We start from the raw sequence: 25,532 nt of genomic DNA on the forward strand, positions 1-25,532 counted from the left end.
CATGTCGATCATCCACCGCACCACCGTGACACCCACCAAGCTCGAACTCCTCCACACCTGGCTGCCCACCCGCCCCTGGTACCGCGGCACCGCCGATCCCGAGCTGGTAAAGGCCGGCGGGTTCCGGCTGGACGACCCCGAGGGCGAGGTCGGGATCGAGTTCATGGTCGTCAGGGAGGCGGCGTCGGGGGCGTACCTCGTGCCCCTGACCTACCGCGCCGCCCCGCTCGAGGGCGCCGAGCAAGCACTCGTCGGCACCATGGAGCACGGCGTGCTCGGTCCGCGCTGGGCCTACGACGGCTGCCACGACCCGGTACTGACCGCGGAGTTGCTCGCCCTGGTCGAGGGACGCGCCCCCGCGCACGCGCAGAGTCTCAGCGACACCCTCGACCGGGAGGTCGCCCGTTCCTACACCGGCAAGGGACCGATCGGCGACCTCGGCGCACCCCAAGACACCAAGGACGCAACCGAGTTCACCGTGGCGGGCGGCGACCTGACGCTGCGGCTGCACCGCGTGCTGACACCGGTGGAGAGCGACGCGCCTGCGCGAGACGCCGTCGGTCACGTCAGCGGCGTCTGGACGCAGCCCGACGGCACCCGGGTCAGGGGCGTGGTCGCCACTCTCCAAGCCACCTAAGCTCATGACGCAGTTGTGGCCGCGGGATGGCGACGCCTACAGATCAGTACGAGTCCCGCGCCGCGCAGGCCAGCACCACGAACACTGGACTTGAGCTCCTGCCTGGTCCTGCCCATGTCCGGTGCTGAGCATGCTCAGCCGGGTGGAGTACGAACTTCGAACTCCGCGGTAGCACGAAACCAAGTGACTCGGCTCCACCCAACTCGGCACAGTCCGGAGCCTCCGTCAGACTCAGCGGTTCATGCCCGGCATGACCCAGATGCCTGCGCCCCGCGCAGCAAGCACCGGCCCGTCTGGCCGCGCTGTGGCCGGACTGTCAGGGCTGGGCGCTCAGCCCTGGACCAGGACGAGGATTCCGCCCGCCAGCAGAAAGAGCCCGCCAACGATGGCGATTCCGGCGACCACGGCGAGAAGCGCCGGGCGGAGAACCAGCGCGGAGGACGGCGTGGCAGCTGCACTCAGCTGCCGCCGCCGCAGCCTGAGCGCCCGGATGCCGGCAAGCACGCCGACGAGCCCCGTGATCAGATACGACATGAGGTCAGCCCTCCAGGCCGTCGAGAGGAAAGTTGTCCGAGGCGCCGGCAAAAGGCTGACGGCGCCAGGCCGTCGCGGACAGGGCCTCGATCACGAGGGCCGTATCAACGACTCCGCCTCGGATTCACGGCCGGACAGTCGCCCGGCCTGCCGGATCTGATCGGACGTCATGGACGGCGCCAGCCTGATCGCCTCATGAATTCCGTCGCCGTTGCCCCGGTCGAGCATGGCGAGAAACCATCTCACCGCCTGCACGGGATCGGCCTCGCAGCCGACGCCGTCACGGTATCTGCGGGCCGCCGCGAACATCGCAGGAGCATGCCCCGACTCAGCGGCCTTGACATACCAGCCGAGGGACTCCTGGTCTTCTCCTTTCCTGGCCAATTGGTCACCGAGGACGGCACAGGCCTCCGGAATCCGCAGATCGGCCGCAACCTGCAGCCAGCGCGAGAAATCCCGGAAATTGCGTGGGCCACCGACACCCTGATGATAATTGACTGAAAGATTGAAGGCGGCATAACCGTCCCCAGCGTCGGCCGCCGCCCGGAACAGGGCATTGGCTCGGGCCGGGTCACGCCCCACACCCAGACCGTTGGTCAGCATGAACGCCAACTCGCGCATTCCCTCCACAACGCCCGCGTCCGCAGCCTCGCCGAAAAGGCGCGCGGCGCGACTCAGATCGCCTTTCCGATCGAGCAGAATGGCGGCGAGCAGCGCCTTCGCATCGACGTCCCCTTGAGCCACAGCCGATTCAAGACCCGGAACGAGCGCAGCGATCCTGTCCCGCACGCCTGCCGCTCCACGGCGCTTGGCATGGAAGTACCAGTTTCCGGCGCCGACCAGGTCACCCCGAGCATCGGCATCCTCTGCCCGCCTGATCAACTCCGCCACAGAGACACCGGCCGGAAAAAGATGCCAATCCAATACACTCTCGCCCATATGCGCCTCCAGAACCAAAAGATCCGTGCGTGATTCTACTGCATCACCTCAGATGAGCCGATTTCACCAGGACGGATAGTCGAAGGAATGCCAACCACCATCCGGCAGGAATACATGGATCGCTGTCGGATCGGAAACGAAAATCGGAACTCCAAGCTGCCGGGATCGGCTCTGGAACCAGGATATGCAGTCATCGCACATTTCTCGGCTGACCGATATCGCATACCCCGGATTCAGGACGGAAGCCTGCTTCTCCGCGTGCGAGAGGTAATACGCGCCGGCTCCACCGGAATTGTCCATGAAGGGATGCGGAGTGCGCGCGATGGGCAGAGCGTCGTATGGCGATCGGGAAGATCGAGACCGGTGACAAGGTCGAGTCCGCCGACGCGAAGACCGGCCGCGCTGCTTCGGCAAGCTGCTCACCACGCTGCGGCTGCACCGCGTGCTGACACCGGTGGGGAGCGACGCGCCTGCGCGAGACGCCGTCGGCCATGTCAGCGGCGCCTGGACGCAGCCCGACGGCACCCGCGTCAGGGGCGTGGTCGCCACTCTCCAAGCCGGCTAGGGGGTGTCTTCGAGGTCCTGCGCCGGCCTCCCGCCAGCTCATTGATCACAACCGGGTGTCGCTCGGAACGCCCCGTGCTCCTCCCGCGTCCCACCTGACGTCGGCTCACGCGGGCCGGCGGAGCCTGGGGGGCACGCACACATGCGGATTCGGATCGGCCGGCGGCGCACTCGTAACGGCGTCCTCGCCGTGGCACTGGCCCTGGTCGCGCTGGCCGGCGTGGCAGGCTGCGGCGGCGGCAGCAAGAAGCCGCACAAGGGCCAGGCGGCGAAGCAGTTCAAGTGGGACGTGAACGACACCGCGGCGATGCGCAAGCTGCCCTCCGACGTCGTCAGCGCCCTCTACGCCCTCAACACGAACGCCACCGGCATCGCCTACGGCTCCGACGGGCGGCTGCGCGTCATGGCCGCCTACCTGCTGCGGTTCGACGCCGACCACGCGATACACGCCACCGACGTCAGCGGAGGCAAGTCGGTGGACTGGGAGAACCACGGCCTGGTCGCCGAGCCTGGTGGGACCTTCCTCACCGCCCGCGGCACCGACGTCCTGCGGTGGCGGCCCGACGGCACGTCCCAGGTGGTGGCCGCCTTCGCGGCGGAAGACCGCAAGGTGGGCACCCCGGAGCCGGCCTCCGCGCCGGTCGGTTCCGTCCACGCCACCTACAACGCCCCGTGGCTCGCGGGCGTCCGTCCCGACGGCTCCCTCGTCCTCGTCGACACCGACGTGCTGTGGTCCCTCAAGGACGGCCGGCTGACCCGCCTCCTCCAACTGCCCGCCACGGGCGCCAAGGAGGTCGCCAACACGCTGATGGAGGCCGGCGCCGTGAACCGGTCGGGCACGGTATGGACGGCGTCCGGCCCCCTCCACGCCCAGACACTCGCCGGCCTGCGCACCATCGCCCCCGACGGCACCGTCAGCCGTCCGGCACTGCCCGCGAGAGCCGAGGGCGTGTCCGAGAAGCTGACCTCACTGCAGGTGGGTTGGCTCACCGACGACGGCGCCGACGGCGTCTACGCCCACGTCTACAGCCGTAGCAGCGAGTACGTCCTCCATGTGCGCCCCGGCAGCGTACGAGCCGTCGCCAAGGCCACCCCGTCCTCGAACCGCTGCACGATGCCCGACCACCCGGTGGACGCCATGTCGATGTCGTGCACGATCCCCGCGGAGCTCACCTACCACGCAGGTCACCTGGTAGCGGCGGGCGGCACGGACTACGTACTGACCCTGCCCCTCGCCTAGAGCTGATCGGGGTTCGGATCATGTGGTTGAAGGTCCTCGCCGCAACCACATGATCCGAGGCTGAACCGGTCCTAGTCCTCCGGCGGGAAGACCGGCTCCCCGCTGCCCAGCAAGGTGATCGCGATCGCCTCGACGGGGCAGTTCTCCGCGGCGTCCAGGATGCGTTCGTTGGCGTCGGTCTCCGGCTCCACGGGGTGGGACTGCATGGCGGAGTCGAGGCGGAAGGCGCCCTCGGCGCGGTGGGTGCACTGGGCCGAGCCGATGCAGAGGGAGCGGTCGACCTCGACGTGCCAGCGGTCGCCCATGCCGGTCATCCCTCCCAGCCGGCCGGGAGATGGATCATCTTGTGTTCGAGGTACTCGCCGTATCCCTCGGGCCCGAACTCCCGCCCCAGACCTGAGTTCTTGTAGCCGCCGAAGGGGCCGAGCATGTCCAGGCTGAAGGTGTTCACCGAGTACGTGCCGGTTCGGACCTGCCGCGCCACGTCGATGCCGTGGGCGACGTCCGCCGTCCACACGCTGCCGCTCAGCCCGTAGTCGGAGTCGTTCGCGATCTTCACGGCCTCGGACTCGTCGCCGTAGGGGAGAAGGCAGATGACGGGGCCGAAGATCTCCTCGCGGGCGATCCGCATCGAGTTGTCGACGCTCCCGAAGAGCGTCGGCTCGACGTACCAGCCGCGTTCCAGGCCCGGCGGACGACCGCCGCCGGTGAGGATCTTGGCGCCCTCCTCCTGGCCGATGCGGATGTAGTCGAGGTTGCGCTGCTGCTGCCGCTTGGCGACCAGCGGGCCGACCTGGGTCGCGGTGTCCAGCGGGTCGCCGACCACGAGCGCACCCGCGGCGGCGGCGAAGGCCTCGGCGAACTCGTCGTAGCGCGAGCGCGGTACGAGGATGCGGGTCTGGGCCACGCACGCCTGCCCGTTGTTCATCCACGCGGCCGGGACGACTCCCGCGACGGTGGACTCCACGTCCGCGTCCGGCAGCACGACCGCCGCCGACTTGCCGCCCAACTCCAGTGTCACGCGCGTGAGATGGCGGGAAGCGACCTCCATCACGCGCTTGCCCGCCGCCACCGAACCGGTGAAGGAGACCTTGTCGACGCCCGGGTGCCCGACGAGGTACTCGCTCACCTCGCGGTCGGCGGGCAGGACGGACAGCACGCCCTCCGGCAGCCCGGCCTCGCGCGCGATCTCCGCGAGGATGTAGGCGTCCAGCGGCGACTCGGGCGACGGCTTGAGGATCGCCGTGCAGCCGGTCAGCAGCGCGGGCGCGAGCTTGGCGGCGGCCACGAACTGCGGGACGTTCCACGGCACGACGGCCGCCACGACCCCGATCGGTTCGCGGCGCACCAGGATCTTGCCCAGCACGCCGTCGCGGGTCTCCTCGTAGGTGTAATTGCGGGCGACGGTGATCGCCGCGTCCCACACCATCATCGCGCCGAGGGCCTGGGCGAGGACGCTCCAGGAGTAGGGCGAGCCGTTCTCGGAGGAGATGACGCGGGCGATCTCCTCGTGCCGTACGGCGATCGCGTCCTTGATCCGGGTGACGACCTCGATGCGCTCCTCCAGCGACATCCGCGGCCAGGGCCCCTCGTCGAAGGCGCGGCGCGCTGCCTCGACCGCCCGGTCCACGTCCGCCGGCGAGGCGTGCGGCACCCGTCCGATGACCTCCTCGGTGTGCGGGGAGATCACCTCGATGACGTCCTTGCCGAGGGGATCGGTCAACTCCCCGCCGATGAACAGCTGTCCGTGTTCCACGAGCTCGGTCATGACCGACTGCCTCCCCGGAGCTGGCTCTGACGGTTCATCAGATACGGGAACTGATACCAGTTCCCCCCGGAGGAGTCCACAGAGGAGGAGTCGCAGAGGAGGAGTCCGCAGCGCAGCGAAAGGTGACTTGGGCTCCCATTGGAACTGGTTCTAGTTATAGTGACGGGAACGCGGCGACAGGGGAACCCATGGCACAGGTCACCGACCACGGCGGAGGCGTACGGTCCGTCCAGGTACCCATCCCGGACAACCCCCTCGGGCACACGCTCGTGTACGTCGTCGACACCGACCGCGGCCCGGTCCTCATCGACACCGGATGGGACGACCCCGACTCCTGGCAGACCCTCGCGGACGGACTGGCCGCCTGCGGCACCTCCACCGGCGAGATCCACGGCGTGGTGATCACCCACCACCACCCCGACCACCACGGCCTGTCCGGCAAGGTGCGCGAGGCGTCCGGCGCCTGGATCGCCATGCACGCCGCGGACACCGCGATCGTGCGGCGCACCCGCGACACCAGGCCCGGCCGCTGGCTCTCCTACATGGCCGCCAAACTCACCGCCGCCGGCGCCCCCGAGAAGCACGTGGCACCCCTGCGCGACGCCGCTCCCCGCCCCACCCTTCCGGGCCTCTCCCCCGCCCTGCCCGACCGCGAGATCGTCCCCGGCGAACTCCTCGACCTCCCCGGCAGGCGGCTGCGCGCGATCTGGACCCCGGGCCACACACCCGGCCACGTCTGCCTGCACCTGGAGGAGGAGCATCCCGCCCGGACGCCGGGCCAACCCGGCCGCCGCGGGCGCCTGTTCTCCGGCGACCACCTGCTCCCCGAGATCACCCCCCACATCGGCCTGTACGAGGACCCCGACGACGCCACCGTCACCGACCCCCTCGGCGACTACCTCGACTCCCTCGAACGCGTCGGCCGGCTCGCCCCCGCCGAGGTACTCCCCGCCCACCAGTACGTCTTCTCCGACGCGGCCGCCCGCGTACGGGAGTTGCTCGACCACCACGAGGAACGGCTCACCGGGCTCCAGGCCCTGCTGGTCGAACCGCTCACGCCCTGGCAGCTCGCCGAGCGCATGGAGTGGAACCGCCCCTGGGCCCAAATCCCCTACGGATCACGGAACATCGCCGTCTCGGAGGCCGAGGCGCACCTGCGGCGGCTGGTGAAGCTGGGGCGGGCGGAGGCGGTGGCGGGCAGTGATCCGGTGGCGTACCTGGCCGTCGGCAACGTATGAATGCGTACTCATGGAGCCCTTGGAGCGACTGCTCGCCGAACGTGCCTGTGAACGCCTGATCCTCGACTTCGTCCACCGCCTCGATCTGGACGAACCGGCGTCCGTGGCCGAGCTGTTCACCGAGGACGGGGCGTGGGAGTGGCCGGCTCCGGGGGACGGGCGGCGCGTCGAGGGCCGGGACGCGCTGCGCAGGTACTTCGGATCCCGTCCCGCCGACCGTCTCTCCCGCCGCATGATGTCCAACGTCCTGGTGACGGTGACCTCCGCGGACACGGCCTCGGCGACCTCGTACTTCACCACGTACCGCGTCGACGGTCACAGCGGCGGCATGCTGCCGGCCGGGCCGCCGTTCCAGGTCGGCCACTACGAGGACACCTTCCGCCGTGGCCACGACGGCAGTTGGCTGCTCGCCGGCCGCACCTTGGTCCTGCCCTTCGGCGGCGGCCCCGTGCGTGTGCAGACGGATGCGGCCCCCTTCATCCCCTTCCCCGACGGCACCGAACCTCCGCTCTCCCAGGGGGTGCGCAGCGGCCCTTACCTCTTCACCTCCGGGCAGGGCCCGCTGGATCCGGCCACCGGTGACATGCCGGCCGACTTCGCCGCGCAGACGCAGCAGGTCCTCACCAACGTCGAGGCCGTCGTCGCGGCGGCCGGCGGAGACCGGCACTCGATCGTCCGCTGCACCTGCTACCTGGCCGACCGCGCCCACTTCGGCGACTTCAACCGCGTCTACCGCGACTTCTTCGCCGACTCCACACCGCTGCCCGCCCGTACGACGGTGGTGGTGCGGCCGGTGCGCGAAGGGGTGCTGGTGGAGGTGGACGCGGTGGCCGTGGTGGGGTGAGCGGCACGGTCCGCCCAGGTGCCGATGGCACGGGTCACGGCCAGTACGACCTGATCAACTCCTCGGCCTCCCCGAGGAGTTCGACCTCCCGGCGACTCATCATCACGTCGGCCGCACGGCGGCGCCGGGCCTTTGTCAGCCCGTCTTCGGTGAGGTGGGAGGGATCGGCCAGGAGCACGTCCAGCAGTTCGCGCGCGGGAGCGGCGATCGGCTCGTCGCCGACGGCGACCTGCGCGAGGATGACGGCGGACATGCCCCAGTCCAGACCGGGGTCGCCCTCCTCGGTGTTGCTCCAGTCGATCACGCGCGGCCCGTCGGGCGTGAGCATCACGTTCTCCGGGTGCAGGTCCAGATGCAGGATGCGGCGATCGGCCGACCGGCGACCGGGAATGCCGTGCAACTGCCGCAGCAGCCCGCCGAGTACCTCCCCGGCCTCGGCCGCACCGATGAGCCCTGCGCCGTAGGCCTCCAGCATCGTCGGCCCGTGCAACCGCTCCATCACCAGCTCCGTCGGCGTCGACTCGGCGAGCCGGACGCGGGGCACGGGATAGCCGTACGCGCGCACATGCTCCATCACTGCCCCCTCGGCGAGCGCGTCGCCCCACCCCTCCCGGTTCCGCCGCAGCACCCATGTTCCGTCGATCTCGTACACGTCGTTGACGCGCCCCGAGCCGAGCAGTCTCCCCGTGATCCCCATGGGCTGAAAACTACCTACGTGACCCGGCCGGGGCGATGGGTCAGGCGTCGCCGGTCAGGGCGTGGTCGAGGCCCTCGTCGTACGACATCGCCGTGCCCTCCCCGTACGCCTGCTCGTAGGCCTCGTCGCCGAGGCGGGCGCGCAGGGTGCGTTCGCGGGCGCGGCGGGCGTCGATCTGCTGGGGGGAGTCCATCTGGGCGCGCCCGAGGAGTTCCCAGATGCGCTCGCTGACGCCCTGGACGCGGGCGGCGAACCGGCCGTCGCCGCCCGTCGCCTCCGCCTGGGCCAGGATGTCGAGGGTGAAGGCCAGGCCGAGCGTGTTGTGCAGCGACCGGTGCCCGGCCAGCGCGTCGCGGCAGTTGCGCCGTGCCGCGTCCGTGTCGCCGCGGGCGACGTCCAGTTGGGCGAGGATCGCGTCGATGAAGGACCGCGACCAGCGTTCACCGCACCGCACACTGCTCGCCCTCGTCGCCCGGGCCGCCTCGCGTGCCTTGTCGTGGTCGCCGCTGTACAGGTGGCTGTAGGTCACTCCCAGGCTGTTCATCACGAGGGCGGATCCCCGCCAGTCCGTCCCGATGAGCACCTGCGGGTTCGGCGCCAGGGCGTCGACCGCCTCGGACAGCCGGCCGACGAGGGCGAGATACCCGCCGGTGAGGTAGGCGGAGGCCCGGATCAGGGCGGGGTCGCCGAGTTCGCGCGCCACGTCGGCGCACCGCACACCCCAGCCGTGCACCCTTTCGAGGTCGCCCTGGTTCATCGCCACGGCCCCGCGCGACCACAGCGCCAGCACGAGGTCCGGCCCCGGCGCGTGCTCCTCGGCGAGCACCCGGTCCAGACACAACTGGGCGTCCCGCGGCATCCCGCAGTTGCGCCACAGGAAGCCGACGCTGCCCGCCGTCTCCAGCGCGACCGGGCTGCCCGGCGCGGCCAGGGCGCAGTCCACCGCGGCCCGCAGGTTGGCGTGTTCGGCGACGACCCGGTCGCACCAGGCCACCTGCCGGCTCGTGTTCCAGTCGGCGCACGCCTCGCGGGCGAAGCGCCGGTAGTGGTCGCGGTGGCGCAGCCGTAGCGCCTCCTCCTCGCCCAGCTCACGCAGCCAGCCGGCGCCGTACTCGCGGATGGTGTCCAGGAGCCGGAAGCGGTCCGGGTCGACCGGGTCGCGCAGCACGATCGACTGCTGCACCAGCCGCAGCAGCAGGCCCCGGACCTGGTCGCCGACCAGCGGACCGCCCCCGCACACCCAGGTGGCGGCGGCGCCGGTGAACGTACCGGCGAAGACCGACAGCCTCGCCCACAGCAGCCGCTCCAGCGGCGCGCACAGCTCGTGGCTCCAGCCGATGGTGGTGCGCAGGGTCCAGTGCCGCGGCGGCCCTTCGCCCTCGCACTCCTCCGTCTCGAGGACCTCGAAGCGGGAGCGCAGGCGGTCGGTGAGGAGTGCGTGGAGCGCACCCAGGCTGTGGGTGGCCAGCCGGGCGGCGGCGAGTTCGAGCGCGAGCGGGATGCCGTCGACGGCACGGCAGATGTCGCCCACCTCACGGCGGGTCCGCTCGTCGAGCTCGAAGCAGGCGTCGACGCGCGCCGCCCGCTGCGTGAACAGCGTCTCGGCGTCCGCCTGTTGATCATCCTCCGGGTCGCCGACGGGCAGCGGGTCGACCGCGAGCACCCGTTCGCCCGGCAGCCCGAGCCGTTCGCGGCTGGTGGCGAGGACGCGCAGCCCCGGCGCGGCGATCAGCAGATCGGCGACGAGGTCCGCGCAGTCCGCCAGCAGGTGCTCGCAGGAGTCGAGGACGAGCAGCAGCTGCTTGTCCTGGGCCCATGCGCACAGCGCGTCCGTCACCGGGCCGGTCGACTGGTCGGCGAGCCGCAGCGCCTCCATCACGGCGAGCGGCACCTGCCCCCGGGCGCGCAGCGCGGACAGCTCCACCAGCCACACCCCGTCGGCGTACGCCTTGGACGCCCGCTCGGCCGCCCGCAGCGCGAGCCGCGTCTTACCGACGCCGCCGACCCCGAGGAGGGTCAGCAGACGCCCGTTTCCGCCCGGTCCCAACTCGTCTTCCAGGCAGTCGAGTTCGCCCAGTCTTCCGACGAACAGACGGGCGTCGGCGGGCAGGTTCCCGGGCCTGTGCACCACGTTCTTCCGAGACACGCGCACCAGTGTCGCCGCCTCGGACGAACCCCTGCACCACATGGCCAAGCACGACAGAAAGATCACGGGAATTGGACAGTTCGCGGCATATTCCGATGAGTTGCGCTCAAGTCCATGTCGGCGCGCGACGTAAGGGAGATATTCGGACATCGTCGTGCGGGGGCAGCAGAGAGGGTGGCAAGGGCAACGCCGATGAATGCCATGCACACACTTCCGATCGCACCCATCCTGATCGGAGCGCTTCTCACCTGCGTCTGGCTGAACGTCAGGCACACCCTGCTCGCCCTGGAGGCGGCACTCGCCCAGGCCCGCGAAGTGGCCCGCAGCACCCAGCACCTGATCCTGCGCCCCCTCTCCCGAGACCTGGCCGGCACCCACGTGTGCACCCGCTACCACTGCGCCGGCGCCGAGTCGGCCATCGGCGGCGACCTGTACGACGTCGCGGTGACGCCGTACGGCCTCAGGATCCTGGTCGGTGACGTCCGCGGCCACGGCATGGAGGCCCTGCGGCTGACCGCGGCGACGATCGCGGCCTTCCGCGAACTGGCCTACACCGCACCCGATCTGCCCACCCTCGTCACCCACCTCGACAAGCGGCTCGCCCCGGAGCTCGACGCCGAGGACTTCGTCACCGCGGTGCTCGCCGAGTTCGCACCCGGCGAGGTCCGCCTGGTCAACTGCGGCCACCCCGCCCCGCTGCGCGCCGGACAGCGCGTGGAACTGCTCGAACCCCACGCTGCGGCAACGCCGTTGGGACTGCACCCCGACCCGCGCCAGCACCGCTTCCACCTCCAGCCCGGCGACCGGCTGCTCCTCTACACCGACGGCCTCACCGACGCCCGCTCCCCCGACGGCACCCCCTTCCCGCTCCTGCCCGAGGCCACCGGCGCCCTGCGCGAGCCGCTGCCCGACGACGCGCTCGACTCCCTCTACGACCGGGTCGTCGCCCACGCCGGCGTCCGCCGCACCGACGACCTCGCCCTGGTCCTGTGCCAGCCGGCCGAGACACCGGCACGGATCATGAGCGCGACCCGCCGGACGATCTGAGCCCGCCAGGCCGGCCGGACACAGGGCCGACCTGATGCGCCGCCCTGTCCACAGGCGGCTCTCAGCCCATTTCTACGGGCCGGTAGAGTGGCCAGGTCGTATCACACCCGTACGGGGGGAAGCCGGTGCAATTCCGGCGCTGACCCGCAACCGTGAACCGCCCCGCCCAGGGCGGCCAGCCGGACTGCTCCGTACGGTCGTGACCGGCTCACCAGTGCCGGCAGCCCGCCGGCGCACCGCACCGTCGAGGCATACGGAGCCGAGCCGCCCGGGGTGTCCCCGTGCTGCCCGCTCCAGCAGGAGAGGCACCCGCCGATCATGAACGTCTTCCGCCGCAGCGCAGCGGCCCTGGCAGCCGCAGCCGTGATCGGCGCGGCCGCGCCCGCCGTCGCCGCGACCCCCTCGCCGTCCCCGTCCGCCGCACTGCCCGCCGGCTTGTACGGCACCTCCGACCCCAAGTACGACGGCGTCTGGCGCCAGTCACTGGCCCTGCTCGCGCAGGACGAGGCCGGCGTGAAGCCGGCGGCGCAGGCCGTGGACTGGCTGGTCGGGCAGCAGTGCGCGAACGGGTCGTTCGCGCCGTTCCGCGCGGACGCCGCCAAGGCCTGCGACGCCAAGGTCATGGCCGACACCAACAACACGGCCGCCGCCGTCCAGGCCCTCGCCGCGCTCGGCGGCTACGACGCCGCCCGCGGCAAGGCGGTCACCTGGCTCAAGTCCGTACAGAACAAGGACGGTGGCTGGGGCTACACGGCGGGCGGGCCGAGCGACGCCAACTCGACCGCCGTCGTCATCGGCGCGCTCAACGCCGCCGGGGAGAAGCCCGCGCAGGTCGCCAAGGGCGGCAAGTCCCCCTACGACGCCCTGCTGACGTTCGCCCTGCCCTGCGACGGCAAGGACGCGGGCGCCGACGCGGGCGCCTTCGCCTTCCAGCCGGACAAGAAGGGCAAGCTCGCCGCCAACCCGGACGCGACCGCGGCGGCCGTCGTGGGCGCGCTCGGCAAGGGCCTGACCGGCGCGGCCGCGAAGCCGACCGGCACCGCCGCGACGTGCAAGGACGCGAGCTCCCCGGAGCAGGCCGCGCAGAACGGCGCCGCCTACCTCACCAAGGCCCTGGCCAAGGACCACCACCTGACCACGGCCCTGCCCGGCGCCAAGCCCCAGCCCGACTACGGCAACACCGCCGACGCGGTCCTCGCCCTCACGACCGCCGGCCAGGGCGACCAGGCGGCCGGCGCCGTGCGCTGGCTGGAGGCGAACGCCGGGCCGTGGGCCGAGCAGGCCGGACCGGCGGCGTACGCGGAACTGATCCTCGCCGCGAAGGCCTACGGCGCAAACGTGCACGACTTCGGCGGCCAGGACCTGGTGCGGCTCCTCAACGCGACCGGCCCGAAGCCGGCCGCCACCGCCACCACTTCGGCCAAGGCCGCGGACAAGACCTCCGACAAGAAGGACGACTCGGGCTCCGGTTCCGGCTTCGGCGTCTGGTGGATCGTCGCCGTCTTCCTCGTCGCCGGCATCGGCATCGGCTTCCTGCTCAGCGCCCGCAACAAGAGGTGACAGCCGTGATCCGCCGCTGTGCCGTCCTGCTCGCCACGCTGCTGCTGGCCCTGACCGCCACCGGCCAGGCCCACGCCACCGGCTACCGCTACTGGTCCTTCTGGGACCACGCCGCCGGTCGGTGGACCTACGCCACCCAGGGCCCCGCCACCGCCCGCCCCTCCGACGGCGACGTCCAGGGCTTCCGCTTCTCGGTGAGCGAGGACTCGGGCGACGCGTCGAAGCCGCGCGGGACGACGTCGTTCTCGGCGATCTGCGCGCGGACTCCGGCGAAAGAGGGCACCAAGCGCGTGGCGCTCGTCCTCGACTTCGGCACAGCGGCGGACGCCCCGTCCGGCGAGACCCCGCCGGCGGGGCGCACGGCCTGCGCACGGGTGCCCGCCGACGCCACGACGGCCGACGCCCTGGCCTCGGTGGCCAAGCCGCTGCGCTACGACACCAACGCCCTGCTGTGCGCGATCGCCGGATATCCGCGGACGGGCTGCGGCGAGCAGGTCAGCGGCGGCAAGAAGGCGACGGCCGCGCCCGGCGAGACGGGCAAGGCCGACAAGGCGAACAAGGCCGGAGAGGCGCCGAAGAGCGACAGCGGCCCGTCCGTGGGCCTGTTCGCGGGCGCGGGCGCGGTCGCCCTGCTGGGTGCGGCGGCAGTGTGGCAGGCACGGCGACGCAGGCATGGCTAGCCGGCCCACGCTGCACCCCGGTGCCTGGTGGCTGTGGTCGCTCGGCCTCGGCACCGCGGCCACCCGCACCACCAACCCGCTCGTCCTCGCGCTGCTCATAGCCACGTCCGCCTACGTCGTGGTCACCTGCCGCCCCCGCGCCCCCTGGGCCCGTTCCTACTCGGTGTTCCTCAAGCTCGCCCTCGCCGTCCTCGTCATCCGCCTGTTCTTCGCGGTGGCCCTCGGCTCCCCCATCCCCGGCACGCACGTGCTTCTCACCCTCCCCGAAGTCCCCCTCCCGCACTGGGCGCAGGGCATCCGCCTGGGCGGACAGGTCACCGCCGAATCACTCGTCTTCGCCCTCTACGACGGCCTGAAGCTGGCCACGCTCCTCATCTGCGTCGGCGCCGCGAACTCCCTCGCCAACCCCTCCCGTCTGCTGAAGTCCCTGCCGGGCGCGCTGTACGAGATGGGCGTCGCGGTCGTCGTCGCCCTCACCTTCGCGCCGAACCTCATCGCCGACGTCCAGCGGCTGCGCGCCGCCCGCCGGCTGCGCGGCCGTCCCGACAGCGGCGTCCGCGGCCTGCTGCACGTCGGACTGCCGGTCCTGGAGGGCGCGTTGGAGCGCTCCGTCGCCCTGGCCGCCGCGATGGACGCGCGCGGCTACGGCCGCACCGCCGACGTCCCGCCCGCCGTACGCCGCACCACCGCCGCCCTCACCCTCGGCGGCCTGCTCGGCGTCTGCGCGGGAACGTACGGCCTGCTCACCGCCGAAGGCGGCACCTACGGCCTGCCCCTGCTGCTCGCCGGGGTCGCCGCGGCCCTGGCCGGCCTGCGCCTGGGCGGCCGCCGCAGCCTGCGCACGCGCTACCGCCCGGACCGCTGGGACGCCCGCGCCTGGCTGGTCGCCGGCTCCGGCGCCGCGGTCGCCGCGCTGCTCACGCTCGCCGCCGCTGACGACCCGGCGCTGCACCCGGGCGTCGTCCCGCTCGTCGCCCCCGCCCTCCCGCTGTGGCCGGCCGCGGCCGTCCTCCTCGGCCTGCTCCCCGCCTTCATCGCCCCCAAGGAGCCGTCGTGATCCGCTTCGAGGATGTCTGCGTGACGTACGACGGCATGGCCGAACCCACCGTGCGCGGCGTCGACTTCGAGGTTCCGGAAGGCGAACTGGTGCTCCTGGTCGGCCCGTCGGGGGTCGGCAAGTCCACGGTTCTCGGCACGGTCAGCGGCCTGGTCCCGCACTTCACGGGCGGCACCCTGCGCGGCCGCGTCACGGTCGCGGGCCGCGACACCCGCACCCACAAGCCGCGCGAACTCGCCGACGTGGTGGGCACGGTGGGCCAGGACCCGCTCTCCCACTTCGTGACGGACACGGTCGAGGACGAACTCGCTTACGGCATGGAGTCGTTGGGCCTCGCCGCCGACGTGATGCGCCGCCGCGTGGAGGAAACCCTCGACCTCCTGGGCCTGACCGACCTCCGCAACCGCTCCATCTCCACCCTCTCCGGCGGCCAGCAGCAGCGCGTCGCGATCGGCTCGGTCCTCACCCCGCACCCCAAGGTCCTGGTCCTGGACGAACCGACGTCCGCCCTGGACCCGGCGGCCGCGGAAGAAGTCCTGGCCGTCCTCCAGCGCCTGGTCCACGACCTGGGCACGACGGTCCTGATGGCCGAACACCGCCTGGAACGGGTCATCCAGTACGCGGACCAGGTCGCCCTGATGCCCTCCCCCGGCGCGCCGCCCCAACTCGGCGCCCCGGCCGAGATGATGGCCGTGTCACCGGTGTATCCCCCGGTGGTGGCCCTGGGCCGCCTGGCCGAGTGGTCCCCGCTGCCGCTGACGGTGCGCGACGCACGGCGCCGGGCCGGCGCCTTCCGCGATGGCCTCTCCGGGCTCACCGCGGCGCCTCATGAACCTCCCGCCGTGGCGCACCGCCCCACCCCCGCTCCCTCCTCTCGCCGCTTCCGCCGGAAGAACCCGGTGAGTCCGGCTCCGACGTTCGTGGCGGAGGTCCGCTCCCTCTCCGTCCGCCGTTCCCCCGTACAGGCCCTGCGCGACGTGAATCTGACCGTCACCCCCGGCGAGACCATCGCCCTCATGGGCCGCAACGGTGCCGGCAAATCCACCCTGCTCAACACCCTCGTGGGCCTGGTCGCCCCCACCACCGGCGAGGTCCTGACCACCGGCGTCATCCCCCACCGCACGGCCCCCAAGGACCTCGTGCGCCGAGTGGGCCTCGTCCCCCAGGAACCCCGCGACCTCCTCTACGCGGACACGGTCGCAGCCGAGTGCGCCGCCGCCGACCGCGACGCCCAGACAGATCCCGGCACCTGCCGCGCCCTGGTGACGAAGCTGCTCCCCGGCATCCCCGACGACACCCACCCCCGCGACCTCTCCGAGGGCCAGCGCCTGACCCTCGCGCTCGCGGTCGTCCTCACCGCGAGCCCGCCCCTGCTCCTCCTGGACGAGCCGACCCGCGGCCTGGACTACGCGGCCAAGGCCCGCCTCGTCACCCTGCTCCGCGCCCTCGCCGCGGAGGGCCACGCGATCATCCTGGCCACGCACGACGTGGAACTGGCCGCCGAGCTGGCCCACCGGGTGGTGCTGCTCGCCGAGGGCGAGGTGATCGCCGACGGCCCCACCGCCGAGGTCGTCGTCTCCTCCCCCTCCTTCGCCCCGCAGGTCACCAAGATCCTGGCCCCGCAGGAGTGGCTCACGGTCGCGCAGGTACGGGAGGCACTGGGATGACCGCGCCGGCCGAAGAAGCCACCCGCACCACAGCGGCACCCACCCGGGCCAAGGCCATCCGCCTGGGCCCCCGTTCCGTCGCCGCCCTCGCCCTGGTCAGCGTCATCGGCGTCGCCGCCTTCGGCTGGCCCTTCCTCGCCCCGCCCAGCTCCGCGCTCAACGCCCACGCCCAGGACGCCCCCTGGCTCTTCGCCGGTCTGCTGGTCCTGCTGGTCGCCGTCGTGGCCGCGACGATCTCCGAGTCCGGGCTCGGCCCGAAGGCCGTGGCCATGCTCGGCGTGCTCGCGGCGACCGGTGCCGCCCTGCGCCCGATCGGCGCGGGCACCGCCGGTATCGAGCCGATGTTCTTCCTGATGGTGCTGAGCGGCCGGGTCCTGGGCCCGGGCTTCGGCTTCACCCTGGGCTCGCTCACGATGTTCGCGTCGGCGCTGCTGACGGGCGGGGTCGGCCCGTGGATGCCGTTCCAGATGCTGGCGATGGGCTGGTTCACCATGGGCGCGGGCCTGCTGCCGGGCCCGGACCGGTTGCGCGGCCGCGGTGAGATCGGCCTGCTCGCCGGCTACGGCTTCCTGGCCGCGTTCGCCTACGGCACGATCATGAACCTGGCCGGCTGGCCCTTCATGGGCGCGCTGGCCTCCGGCATCGCCTTCGACCCGCATGCCGCCGTCTCCGCCAACCTGGCCCGTTTCGTCGCGTACTGCACGGCCACCTCGCTGGGCTGGGACATGGGCCGGGCCCTCGTCACGGTGGTGCTGACGCTCGCGCTCGGCCCGGCCGTACTCAAGGCACTACGCAGAGCCACCCGCCGTGCCGCCTTCGAGACCGCGGTCACATTCGACCCCCGTTGAGCGGTGAAGCACCCCACATGACTCACGTCACTCACTAATCCCCCTAGTAGTGCATTTCGGACGCCATGTTCACGCCAAAACAGCGTCCGACCTGCGCTTTGAGAGCCAGATCACACGAACCCCACCGATCCCAGATGCGACCACAACTAGTAAAAGGGGGCATTGCGGACGCCTTCCGAGCCTGTTTCTCTGGACGACGTCGCACGGCGCCGACGTACCCCCCGGGGTCTCGGCGTCAACGTATGCCCCGGCTTGCGAGCGGCTCCCTGTCCCCGAAGAAAAGGTTCCTCGTGACTGTCTCCCGCATCGCCCGCCACCTCACGAACCCGAAGAAGGCCCTCGCCTCCGCCGCCGTGGCCGCCGCCACCGCCGGCATGGTGCTGACCGCGGCTCCCGCCCACGCCGCGACCGCCAACTCCGTCACCGAGGCCAGGTCGATCGCGCACAAGATGATCCCGAGCGCCGCCCAGTACAACGCCTTCAGCAAGATCGTCGAGCGGGAGAGCGGCTGGAACGTCACCGCGACCAACTCCTCCTCCGGCGCCTACGGCCTGGTCCAGGCCCTGCCCGGCTCGAAGATGGCCTCCGCCGGTCCGGACTGGAAGACCAACGCCAAGACCCAGATCAAGTGGGGCCTTGACTACATGAACTCCCGCTACGGCAGCCCCACCGGCGCCTGGTCCTTCTGGCAGACCCACGGCTGGTACTGATCAGCCCACACGGTCGAAGAACCGCACCACCTGCGGTGCCGACACCGCCAGCGAACCGAAGTGGTCCACGTCCCCCTGGTCCACCAAGCGCACCCTCGCCCCGAACCGGGCGAGGGTGCGCTCGCATGTCCGGGCGTTGCCGATGGGCACGTCGGTGTCGCCGTCGCCCGCGTACAACCGCACCGGCACGTCCGGCTTCCAGTCGCAGGTGTGGTCGGCCGCGCCCATCGCGGCCAGCAGCCACCCCGCCGGGTGCCGCAGACGCACGTAGAAGGTGGGCGTGAGCAGTTTCCGCACCGTCGGGGCGAGGCCCTCGACCACCTCCCCCTGCTCGTGGCCGCCGTCCAGGAGGCGCTCGACGCGGCTCGCGTACGGGGCGCGGAAGGCCTCGGCCGGGTCGCCGTAGAAGTGGTGGAGCCTGTTCTGCGCGACCAGCCAGTACGAGATGTAGAGGACGCCGCTGGTGTCGTTGACGCGGCCGTCGAAGAGGGCCGGCACCTCCTGGCCCTGAAGGTCGTACGGTCCGCTGATCGGTGCCAGGGCCTTGAGGCGGAAGTGCCGGTCGGCGCCTGACTGCAGCGCCTTCCCCAGCGCCATCGCGACCTGGCCGCCCTGGGAGAACCCGGTGGCGTAGACGTCGCCGGTGACCGGGCGGCCGAGCCTGGCCGCGGCCGTGCGGGCGGCGCGCAGCATGTCGAGGGAGGCGGTGACGGAGGAGCGGGTGTCCATGTACGGGTGCGGGCCCGGCCCCTCGCCCAGGCCCAGGTAGTCGGGCGCGGCGACCGCCCGCCCGGCCGAGGCGTTCAGATACGACGGCACCCGCCCGGTGTCCTCGCTCGCGGACGGCGCGTAGCCGCGCGTGACCATCGTGCCGTGCGTGTCGGAGACCAGGTCGAGCCGGTGCGCGCCGCCCCTGGGGAGCGTGAGCAGGCCGGTCGCGGTCGTGGGCCTGCCCTGCGGGTCGACCGTCCGGTACGTCAGCCGGTACGCCCGTACGCCGTACCGCGCCCTGTCGGCCGCGACGTGCCGCCCGGCCAGGAACGCCCTGACCTGCGCGGCGTCGTGGTCGACGACCGGGGTGACGGAGACCAGGGCGCCGCGGTGACCGGTCGGGCCGCCGGTGTGGCCGCCGCTGTCCGGCTGCACGGCCGCCGCGGCGACCGGCGCGGCCGCCAGCCCCGCGAGCAGCAGGGCGGCCGCTCCGGCGAGTCCCCGCCGCGTTCGCCAACTGCTCCTGCTTTCATGGGATTTGCGCGTCTCATCACTCATGTTCTAGACGCTACGTACGCGACCCGCGTGCCGACATCCGAGCGTCCCCCGCCTCCGTGGTGGACTTGGGTACACCGCGTCCCTACCGCTCACCGGAGAGGCCATGGCCGAGCAGAACACCGACACGCAGGCAGCCGATCCGGGCCGGGAGGCGCGCGGACTGCGGCTGGTGGCCGTCCTGTTGGGGCTGACCGTGGTCAGCGGGCTGATCGACGCCGTCAGTTATCTGGGGCTCGGGCACGTCTTCACCGCGAACATGACCGGCAACGTGGTCGTGCTCGGGTTCGCCGCGGCCGGCGCACCGGGCTTCTCGGTGCCGCACACCGCGACCTCCCTGGTGTGCTTCCTGCTGGGCGCGGTGGCCGGCGGCCGGGTCGGGCGGTGGCGGGGCGAGGGCTCGCGCCGCACCTGGGCGCGGCTCGTCCTCGCCGCCGAGGCGACCCTGGTCGGCGCGTCCGCCGCCGTCGCCTTCGCCGCCCCGCACGCCACGGTCTCCGTCTACGCGCTGATCGCCCTCACCGCCTTCGCGATGGGCCTGCGCAACGCCACGGTCCGCAAGCTGGGCGTCGCCGACCTGACGACCACGGTCCTGACGATGACGCTGACCGGCCTCGCCGCCGACTCCCGCGCCGGCGGCGGCTCGGGCCACCGCTCGCCCCGCCGCTCGGCCTCCGTGGTCGCGATGGCGGTGGGCGCCGGCCTGGGCGCATGGCTGGTGCTCCACCACGGACTCGGCATCCCGCTGCTGGTCGCGGCGGGGGCGGCGGGGCTGCTGGCGGTGGTGTCCTCGGGCCGGGAGTGACCGGCGCAGCCGCGTGTTCAGCGGCTCGGCCTCAGTCCAGCTCGACCGCGATCCGGTGGTCCGGCCTGCCGTCCTTGGCCAGGATCGAGTGGTCCTCGGCGACCGCACGGTAGAGCCGTATCCCGGTGTCGCCCCGCACGTCGTCGAGTGTCCACACCCGGCCGCCGTGCGAGAGCGAGCGGCGCGAGAAGACGTCGAGCGCGCGCTCGGCGACGTCCTCCGCCTCGACGAGCCCGGCGACGGCGGACATGTAGGCACCCTGCCCGGTGCCGATCGCCGCCGTCGAGTCGAAGACGGCGATGGCCACCTCGGGCCGTACCGCGATGTTGCGCGAGTGCCGCACGTCCGGCGAGGAGACCCACACGAACTCCCGGCAGTCCACGTGCGCGAAGTAGACGGGCGAGCTCCACGGCCGCCCGTCCTCGTCGGCGGTGGCGAGGACCATGTAGAGGCCGGCGTCGACGATGCCGCGCACGGTCTCGTCCGGCCTCATGAGCGGCCGCTCCTGCGGTAGTTGAGGACGAAGTCCCGCACGTACGGGCCCGTCTCGTCCTTGGCCATCTCCCAGGCGCCGCGGATCGTGTCGCCGTCCGCGCTCAGGTGACCGACGTAGCGCTGGCGGAAGTTCAGCGGCGAGAAGTCCGGCTTCTCGCGCAGGAGTTGCCATACCCCGTCCTCGAAGGTCATGGCGTACAGCCGTACGACGCCGCGAGAGTCGTAGTAGTGCTGGGTGTAGCCGCCGCTCTCCGGGTCCACGGCGATGATCGCCATGGCGTCCGGTGCGGGATTGGGCGCCTCCACCCGCTGGACGACGTACTGCCGGTCCAGGGCCCACTCGAAGACACTCCGTCCGGGCGGCGCCTCGAGCCCGGGGAACTCGACCTCGACCACCCACTCCCCGACCAGGACGTCCAGCCGGGCCAGCGCTGCCTGCCGTGCCGCAGCATCCACCGCGACCACCTCCCTCTCACAGGGGCAGACGTCAGCGGCGCACGAAACTCATCGGTCCGCCGCCACCTTCAGCCGCGCCGTCAGCAGGCCGTTCTCACCGGAGTGCCGGGTCCGGTTGCCCACGGCCGCACCGGCCGCCTCCTGCGCCGGGCCGATCTCGAAACCCAGGCTCCGCAGGAATCCCGTCCCCGGCTCCCAGTCCGCCGGACACGTGGCGAGCACGGTCCGCATGCCCCGCCCGGCCGCCTCCTCGATCAGCCGCCGCGCGACCCCGGCACCGACTCCTTGACGCCGGGCCTCGGGCGCGACGAGGAACACCCCGACCGAGCAACTGCCCCCATCGGGATGCCGGTCCACCACATCGACCAGACCTACGACGTCGTCCGCGGCCCGGCACACCGCCAGCAGCCGCTTCTGCTCGAAGTCGGCGCTCTCGGGCAGCGCGTAGTACAGGCTCTGCACGTCCGCCGGGAGGGCCGGCGCCCCGGTCGCCGCGACGAAGTAGTCCTCGCAGGCGACGAACAGCCGCCCCACGCCCGCCTCGTCCTCGGGCCGCATCTCCCGCACCGTCACCGGGCCGCCCATCGCGACCTCGATCTCGTCCATGGTCCACCTACCCCGTCCGTCGCGTTGCCGCTACGGGCGGCAAGGGTAGTGCGGTGCGCCGTCCCGGCCGGACGGCAGTGCCGGGATGTCAGTGCCGGGTGGCATGCTCCACGGCCATGGACAGAGAGCAGTTCTGGCAGCTCATCGAGGCCGCCCGCGACCAGGTGCCCGACCCGGACGACGCCGAGGCGGTCGCCCGCCGGGCCTCCGCCCTGCTCGCCGAACGGCCGGTGCCGGAGATCGTCGCGGCTCAGCAGGCGCTGTGGGACGTGTTGGCCGAGTCGTACACGAACCCGCTGTGGGCCGCCGCCTACGTCGTCAACGGCGGCTGCTCAGACGACGGGTTCGACTACTTCCGGGGCTGGCTGATCGCGCAGGGGCGCGAGGTCTTCGAGCGTGTGACGGCCGACCCCGACGCCCTCGCGGAGATGCCCGTCGTGCGGACTTCGGCGGAGGAGTGGTGCGAGCTGGAGTGCGAGGACGTGCTGGGCATCGCGTGGAGCGCGCACCTGACGGCGACCGGCGAGCAGCTGCCGGCCGGCGCGTTCACCATCACCTACCCGCCGCTGGACCCGGCCTGGTCCTTCGACTTCGACGACACCGGCGAGATCACCCGCCGCCTGCCGCGTCTGGCCGCGCTCCACCACGACTGAACGGTGTTACGCCTCCTGCACGGCACCGCCTTCCTTCGCCGCTCTGTGGGATCTCCACTCCTTGCGGAAGAAGTAGGCGCGCAGGGCGCCGACCGCGAGGAACAGCAGGCCGATACCGGCCCGGCCCAGGCCTCCTGCCGTGAAGAACCAGTAGAAGGCGAGGCCGGAGAAGAAGGCGCAGATCGCGAGGATCAGCGGTTCACGGATGTAGAAGGGCAGGACGCGGAGGATTACGTTGATCAGCATGGGGTAAGTTGATCAGTTCGCGTCAACCCCGACAAGTGGTTGCTCACCACCGTCGGTAACTACAGCCGCTGAAGGATCGTCCCGGTGGCCAGGCCGCCGCCCGCGCACATCGTGACGAGCGCGAACTCCTTGTCGCTGCGTTCCAGTTCGTGCAGGGCGGTCGTGATCAGCCGCGCCCCGGTCGCTCCCACCGGGTGCCCGAGGGCGATCGCGCCGCCGTTGACGTTGACCTTCTCCAGGTCCTGCTCGAAGACCTGTGCCCAGCTCAACACCACTGAGGCGAACGCCTCGTTGATCTCGACGACGTCGATGTCCTTGAGCGACATGCCCGCCTTGCCGAGCACCGCGCGCGTCGCGTCGATCGGGCCGTCCAGATGGAAGTGCGGGTCGGCGCCCACCAGCGCCTGGGCCACGATCCGCGCCCTCGGCTTCAGCTTCAGCGCACGCGCCATCCGTTTCGACGCCCACATGATCGCGGCCGCACCGTCGCTGATCTGCGAGGAGTTGCCCGCCGTGTGGACGGCGGTGGGCATGACCGGCTTCAGCCGCGCCAGCCCCTCCATCGTGGTGTCGCGCAGCCCCTCGTCGCGGTCGACGAGCCGCCACATGCCCTGGCCGGCCCGCTGCTCGTCCTCGGTGGTCGGCACCTGGACGGCGAACGTCTCCTTCTTGAACCGCTCCTCGGCCCAGGCCACGGCGGCCCGCTCCTGCGAGATCAGGCCGAGCGAGTCGACGTTCTCCCTGCTCAGGTCGCGATGGCGGGCGATACGCTCGGCCGCCTCGAACTGGTTGGGCAGGTCGACGTTCCACTCGTCGGGGAACGGCTTGCCCGGGCCGTGCTTGGACCCCGACCCCAGCGGCACCCGCGACATCGCCTCGACCCCGCAGCTGATCCCGACGTCGATGACCCCCGCCGCGATCATGTTGGCCGTCATGTGCGAGGCCTGCTGCGAGGACCCGCACTGGCAGTCGACCGTCGTCGCGGCGGTCTCGTACGGCAGCCCCATGGTGAGCCAGGCCGTGCGCGCGGGGTTCATGGACTGCTCGCCGGCGTGGGTCACCGTGCCGCCGACGATCTGTTCGACCGCGTCGGCGGGAATGCCGGTGCGGCCGAGGAGTTCACGGTAGGTCTCGCCCAGGAGATAGGCGGGATGCAGGTTGGCGAGCGCTCCACCGCGCTTGCCGATCGGGGTGCGTACGGCTTCGACGATCACGGGTTCCGCGGCCATGGTGGGGGATCCTCTCCTCCGGTACCCGCGCGGCGCGGGGGCGTCCCGGCCGGCCCCGCCACGCTGAACTAGTACGTGTTCTAGTTCTGTATGCAGTCTGCTGACCCCACGGTCACAACCGCAAGGGTCGTGCACGCAATTCGGTATGCCGCACCCCTTGCCTCTTGTAGAACCCGTTATTACCTTCACGGCAAACCTGATGGAGCGTCAGAACACAGGCTGGAGTCGCCCATGCCCTGTCCAGCACTCCCCGAAGGGTTCGACTTCACCGACCCCGACCTGCTGCACCACCGCGTGCCCCTGCCGGAGTTCGCCGAACTGCGGCAGGCCGAACCGGTCCGCTGGATCCCGCAGTCGGACAACGTCGCCGGCTTCCGGGACGAGGGGTACTGGGCCGTCACCCGGCACGCGGACGTCAAGTACGTCTCCACCCACCCCGAGCTGTTCTCGTCGTGGCAGAACACCGCGATCATCCGCTTCAACGAGCACATCGAGCGCGACGCGATCGACATGCAGCGGCTGATCCTGCTCAACATGGACCCGCCCGAGCACACCCGCGTCCGCCAGATCGTGCAGCGTGTCTTCACCCCGCGCGCCATCAGGGCGCTGGAGGAACGGCTGCGCGACCGCGCCCACGCCATCGCGCACAACGCCCGCGCCCAGGACGGCATCTTCGACTTCGTCACCGAGGTCGCCTGCGAACTGCCCCTGCAGGCCATCGCCGAGCTCATCGGCATCCCGCAGGACGACCGGGCCAAGATCTTCGACTGGTCCAACAAGATGATCTCGTACGACGACCCGGAGTACGCCATCACCGAGGAGGTCGGCGCCGAGTCGGCCACCGAACTCATCGCCTACGCCATGAACATGGCCGCCGACCGCAAGCAGTGTCCCGCCAAGGACATCGTGACCACGCTGGTGGCGGCGGAGGACGAAGGCAACCTGAACTCCGACGAGTTCGGCTTCTTCGTGCTGATGCTCTCGGTCGCGGGCAACGAGACCACCCGCAACGCCATCACCCACGGCATGCACGCCTTCCTGACCCACCCCGACCAGTGGGAGCTCTACAAGAGGGAGCGGCCGCAGACCGCCGCCGAGGAGATCGTGCGCTGGGCGACACCCGTGAACGCCTTCCAGCGCACCGCCACCCAGGACCTCGAACTCGGCGGCAAGCAGATCAAGAAGGGCGAGCGGGTCGGCATCTTCTACGCCGCCGCCAACCACGACGCCGAGGTCTTCACCGACCCCGACACCTTCGACATCCTCCGCGACCCCAACCCCCACCTCGGCTTCGGCGGCGGAGGACCGCACTACTGCCTCGGCAAGTCCCTGGCCGTCCTGGAGATCGACCTGATCTTCAACGCCATCGCCGACGCCCTGCCCGGCCTCACCCTGACCGGCGACCCCGACCGCCTGCGCTCCGCCTGGATCAACGGCGTCAAACACCTCCAGGTACAGGCCGGTTGACGAACTCGGGCCGGCGGCATCCCGGCGCCGCCGGCCCGTTGCCCACTTGGGCAGGATCTCATCCGGACGGCGAACGGCCGTGCGCGTCAACGGCGGGAATTACGGAGCCAGTTGGCCCCCCGGGCGCCCGCGC

The 25,532-nt window shown here is 71.6% G+C and carries 26 protein-coding genes, 1 pseudogene and 1 riboswitch; of the genes and pseudogenes, 15 read left to right on the forward strand and 12 right to left on the reverse strand.

Annotation, left to right across the window (positions count from 1 at the left end; all coding sequences use genetic code 11):
- Position 1 precedes the first annotated feature (1 nt).
- Positions 2-637 (forward strand): 1,4-alpha-glucan branching protein, encoded by a 636-nt coding sequence (locus ACGFYN_RS34585; RefSeq protein WP_393869886.1) that lies wholly within the window; start codon positions 2-4, stop codon positions 635-637.
- Positions 638-967: 330 nt separating this feature from the next.
- On the opposite strand, the gene ACGFYN_RS34590 is transcribed toward ACGFYN_RS34585, so the two are convergent.
- Both ACGFYN_RS34590 and ACGFYN_RS34595 read right to left on the reverse strand, forming a co-directional pair.
- Positions 968-1,171, reverse strand: a complete 204-nt coding sequence (locus ACGFYN_RS34590) for a hypothetical protein (protein WP_393869887.1) — start codon at positions 1,169-1,171, stop codon at positions 968-970.
- Positions 1,172-1,261: 90 nt separating this feature from the next.
- Positions 1,262-2,110 (reverse strand): tetratricopeptide repeat protein, encoded by an 849-nt coding sequence (locus tag ACGFYN_RS34595; RefSeq protein WP_393869888.1) that lies wholly within the window; start codon positions 2,108-2,110, stop codon positions 1,262-1,264.
- Positions 2,111-2,816: 706 nt separating this feature from the next.
- Here ACGFYN_RS34595 and ACGFYN_RS34600 point away from each other — a divergent pair.
- Positions 2,817-3,914: a hypothetical protein gene (locus ACGFYN_RS34600; RefSeq protein ID WP_393869889.1), complete on the forward strand. Its 1,098-nt coding sequence runs from the start codon at positions 2,817-2,819 to the stop codon at positions 3,912-3,914.
- A 71-nt stretch (positions 3,915-3,985) separates the two neighbouring features.
- On the opposite strand, the gene ACGFYN_RS34605 is transcribed toward ACGFYN_RS34600, so the two are convergent.
- Both ACGFYN_RS34605 and ACGFYN_RS34610 read right to left on the reverse strand, forming a co-directional pair.
- Complete coding sequence (locus tag ACGFYN_RS34605; protein ID WP_393869890.1) at positions 3,986-4,219, reverse strand: ferredoxin; 234 nt, start codon at positions 4,217-4,219, stop codon at positions 3,986-3,988.
- Positions 4,220-4,224: 5 nt separating this feature from the next.
- Positions 4,225-5,682 (reverse strand): aldehyde dehydrogenase, encoded by a 1,458-nt coding sequence (locus ACGFYN_RS34610; protein WP_393869891.1) that lies wholly within the window; start codon positions 5,680-5,682, stop codon positions 4,225-4,227.
- Between the two features lie 188 nt (positions 5,683-5,870).
- Here ACGFYN_RS34610 and ACGFYN_RS34615 point away from each other — a divergent pair, with 188 nt between their 5' ends.
- The 3 genes and pseudogenes from ACGFYN_RS34615 to ACGFYN_RS34625 all read left to right on the forward strand — a co-directional run bounded on the left by ACGFYN_RS34615 (position 5,871) and on the right by ACGFYN_RS34625 (position 7,764).
- The gene (locus ACGFYN_RS34615; RefSeq protein ID WP_393869892.1) at positions 5,871-6,920 is read left to right on the forward strand and encodes an MBL fold metallo-hydrolase; all 1,050 of its coding nucleotides are present in this window, start codon (positions 5,871-5,873) and stop codon (positions 6,918-6,920) included.
- Positions 6,921-6,930: 10 nt separating this feature from the next.
- Positions 6,931-7,362 (forward strand): annotated as a pseudogene (locus ACGFYN_RS34620) (nuclear transport factor 2 family protein); the annotation flags it as partial.
- Positions 7,363-7,374: 12 nt separating this feature from the next.
- Positions 7,375-7,764, forward strand: a complete 390-nt coding sequence (locus ACGFYN_RS34625; protein WP_393869977.1) for a RidA family protein — start codon at positions 7,375-7,377, stop codon at positions 7,762-7,764.
- Between the two features lie 34 nt (positions 7,765-7,798).
- Here the strand turns inward: ACGFYN_RS34625 and ACGFYN_RS34630 are convergent, their stop codons facing one another.
- Entirely contained in the window at positions 7,799-8,461 is a 663-nt protein-coding gene (locus ACGFYN_RS34630) for a phosphotransferase (protein WP_393869893.1), read from the reverse strand.
- A 40-nt stretch (positions 8,462-8,501) separates the two neighbouring features.
- A complete protein-coding gene (locus ACGFYN_RS34635; protein ID WP_393869894.1) occupies positions 8,502-10,607 on the reverse strand; it encodes an ATP-binding protein in 2,106 nt (701 codons plus the stop codon).
- 201 nt (positions 10,608-10,808) lie between these two features.
- Between ACGFYN_RS34635 and ACGFYN_RS34640 the strand changes: the two genes are divergently transcribed.
- The 7 genes from ACGFYN_RS34640 to ACGFYN_RS34670 all read left to right on the forward strand — a co-directional run bounded on the left by ACGFYN_RS34640 (position 10,809) and on the right by ACGFYN_RS34670 (position 18,176).
- The gene (locus ACGFYN_RS34640; protein WP_393869895.1) at positions 10,809-11,654 is read left to right on the forward strand and encodes a PP2C family protein-serine/threonine phosphatase; all 846 of its coding nucleotides are present in this window, start codon (positions 10,809-10,811) and stop codon (positions 11,652-11,654) included.
- Between the two features lie 117 nt (positions 11,655-11,771).
- Positions 11,772-11,839: riboswitch (cobalamin riboswitch) on the forward strand.
- A gap of 133 nt (positions 11,840-11,972) precedes the next feature.
- Entirely contained in the window at positions 11,973-13,214 is a 1,242-nt protein-coding gene (locus tag ACGFYN_RS34645; RefSeq protein ID WP_393869896.1) for a prenyltransferase/squalene oxidase repeat-containing protein, read from the forward strand.
- A 5-nt stretch (positions 13,215-13,219) separates the two neighbouring features.
- The gene (locus ACGFYN_RS34650; RefSeq protein WP_393869897.1) at positions 13,220-13,894 is read left to right on the forward strand and encodes an SCO2322 family protein; all 675 of its coding nucleotides are present in this window, start codon (positions 13,220-13,222) and stop codon (positions 13,892-13,894) included.
- Positions 13,887-14,951, forward strand: coding sequence for an energy-coupling factor transporter transmembrane component T (locus ACGFYN_RS34655; protein ID WP_393869898.1), 1,065 nt, complete (start codon positions 13,887-13,889; stop codon positions 14,949-14,951). The genes ACGFYN_RS34650 and ACGFYN_RS34655 overlap by 8 nt, the downstream gene beginning before the upstream one ends.
- On the forward strand, positions 14,948-16,618 hold the full coding sequence (locus ACGFYN_RS34660) for an ABC transporter ATP-binding protein (protein WP_393869899.1): 1,671 nt from the start codon (positions 14,948-14,950) through the stop codon (positions 16,616-16,618). The genes ACGFYN_RS34655 and ACGFYN_RS34660 overlap by 4 nt, the downstream gene beginning before the upstream one ends.
- Positions 16,615-17,466, forward strand: a complete 852-nt coding sequence (locus tag ACGFYN_RS34665; RefSeq protein WP_393869900.1) for an ECF transporter S component — start codon at positions 16,615-16,617, stop codon at positions 17,464-17,466. Before ACGFYN_RS34660 ends, ACGFYN_RS34665 begins: the two co-directional genes overlap by 4 nt.
- A 290-nt stretch (positions 17,467-17,756) precedes the next feature.
- Complete coding sequence (locus ACGFYN_RS34670; protein ID WP_393869901.1) at positions 17,757-18,176, forward strand: transglycosylase SLT domain-containing protein; 420 nt, start codon at positions 17,757-17,759, stop codon at positions 18,174-18,176.
- Here the strand turns inward: ACGFYN_RS34670 and ACGFYN_RS34675 are convergent, their stop codons facing one another.
- A complete protein-coding gene (locus ACGFYN_RS34675; RefSeq protein ID WP_393869902.1) occupies positions 18,177-19,445 on the reverse strand; it encodes an alpha/beta hydrolase in 1,269 nt (422 codons plus the stop codon).
- Positions 19,446-19,548: 103 nt separating this feature from the next.
- Between ACGFYN_RS34675 and ACGFYN_RS34680 the strand changes: the two genes are divergently transcribed.
- Positions 19,549-20,247, forward strand: coding sequence for a YoaK family protein (locus tag ACGFYN_RS34680; protein ID WP_393869903.1), 699 nt, complete (start codon positions 19,549-19,551; stop codon positions 20,245-20,247).
- Positions 20,248-20,278: 31 nt separating this feature from the next.
- Here ACGFYN_RS34680 and ACGFYN_RS34685 read toward each other — a convergent pair whose 3' ends face one another.
- From ACGFYN_RS34685 to ACGFYN_RS34695, 3 genes are read right to left on the reverse strand one after another with little or no spacing between them, the layout of a single operon-like run.
- Entirely contained in the window at positions 20,279-20,740 is a 462-nt protein-coding gene (locus tag ACGFYN_RS34685) for a pyridoxamine 5'-phosphate oxidase family protein (protein ID WP_393869904.1), read from the reverse strand.
- On the reverse strand, positions 20,737-21,198 hold the full coding sequence (locus ACGFYN_RS34690; RefSeq protein WP_393869905.1) for a hypothetical protein: 462 nt from the start codon (positions 21,196-21,198) through the stop codon (positions 20,737-20,739). The genes ACGFYN_RS34685 and ACGFYN_RS34690 overlap by 4 nt, the downstream gene beginning before the upstream one ends.
- A gap of 48 nt (positions 21,199-21,246) precedes the next feature.
- A complete protein-coding gene (locus ACGFYN_RS34695) occupies positions 21,247-21,804 on the reverse strand; it encodes a GNAT family N-acetyltransferase (RefSeq protein ID WP_393869906.1) in 558 nt (185 codons plus the stop codon).
- A 116-nt stretch (positions 21,805-21,920) separates the two neighbouring features.
- Here ACGFYN_RS34695 and ACGFYN_RS34700 point away from each other — a divergent pair, with 116 nt between their 5' ends.
- Entirely contained in the window at positions 21,921-22,457 is a 537-nt protein-coding gene (locus ACGFYN_RS34700) for a DUF4240 domain-containing protein (protein ID WP_393869907.1), read from the forward strand.
- 6 nt (positions 22,458-22,463) lie between these two features.
- On the opposite strand, the gene ACGFYN_RS34705 is transcribed toward ACGFYN_RS34700, so the two are convergent.
- Together ACGFYN_RS34705 and ACGFYN_RS34710 are read right to left on the reverse strand one after the other, a co-directional pair.
- Positions 22,464-22,703, reverse strand: coding sequence for a hypothetical protein (locus ACGFYN_RS34705; RefSeq protein ID WP_393869908.1), 240 nt, complete (start codon positions 22,701-22,703; stop codon positions 22,464-22,466).
- Positions 22,704-22,762: 59 nt separating this feature from the next.
- Positions 22,763-23,932, reverse strand: a complete 1,170-nt coding sequence (locus ACGFYN_RS34710; RefSeq protein ID WP_393869909.1) for a steroid 3-ketoacyl-CoA thiolase — start codon at positions 23,930-23,932, stop codon at positions 22,763-22,765.
- Between the two features lie 231 nt (positions 23,933-24,163).
- On the opposite strand from ACGFYN_RS34710, the gene ACGFYN_RS34715 reads away from it, so the two are divergent.
- Positions 24,164-25,399 carry a cytochrome P450 gene (locus ACGFYN_RS34715; RefSeq protein ID WP_393869910.1) on the forward strand — a complete coding sequence of 412 codons (1,236 nt, stop codon included), beginning with the start codon at positions 24,164-24,166 and terminating at the stop codon, positions 25,397-25,399.
- Positions 25,400-25,532 lie beyond the last annotated feature (133 nt).

Source organism: Streptomyces sp. NPDC048419, from assembly GCF_043200415.1.
Classification (GTDB): Bacteria; Actinomycetota; Actinomycetes; order Streptomycetales; family Streptomycetaceae; genus Streptomyces.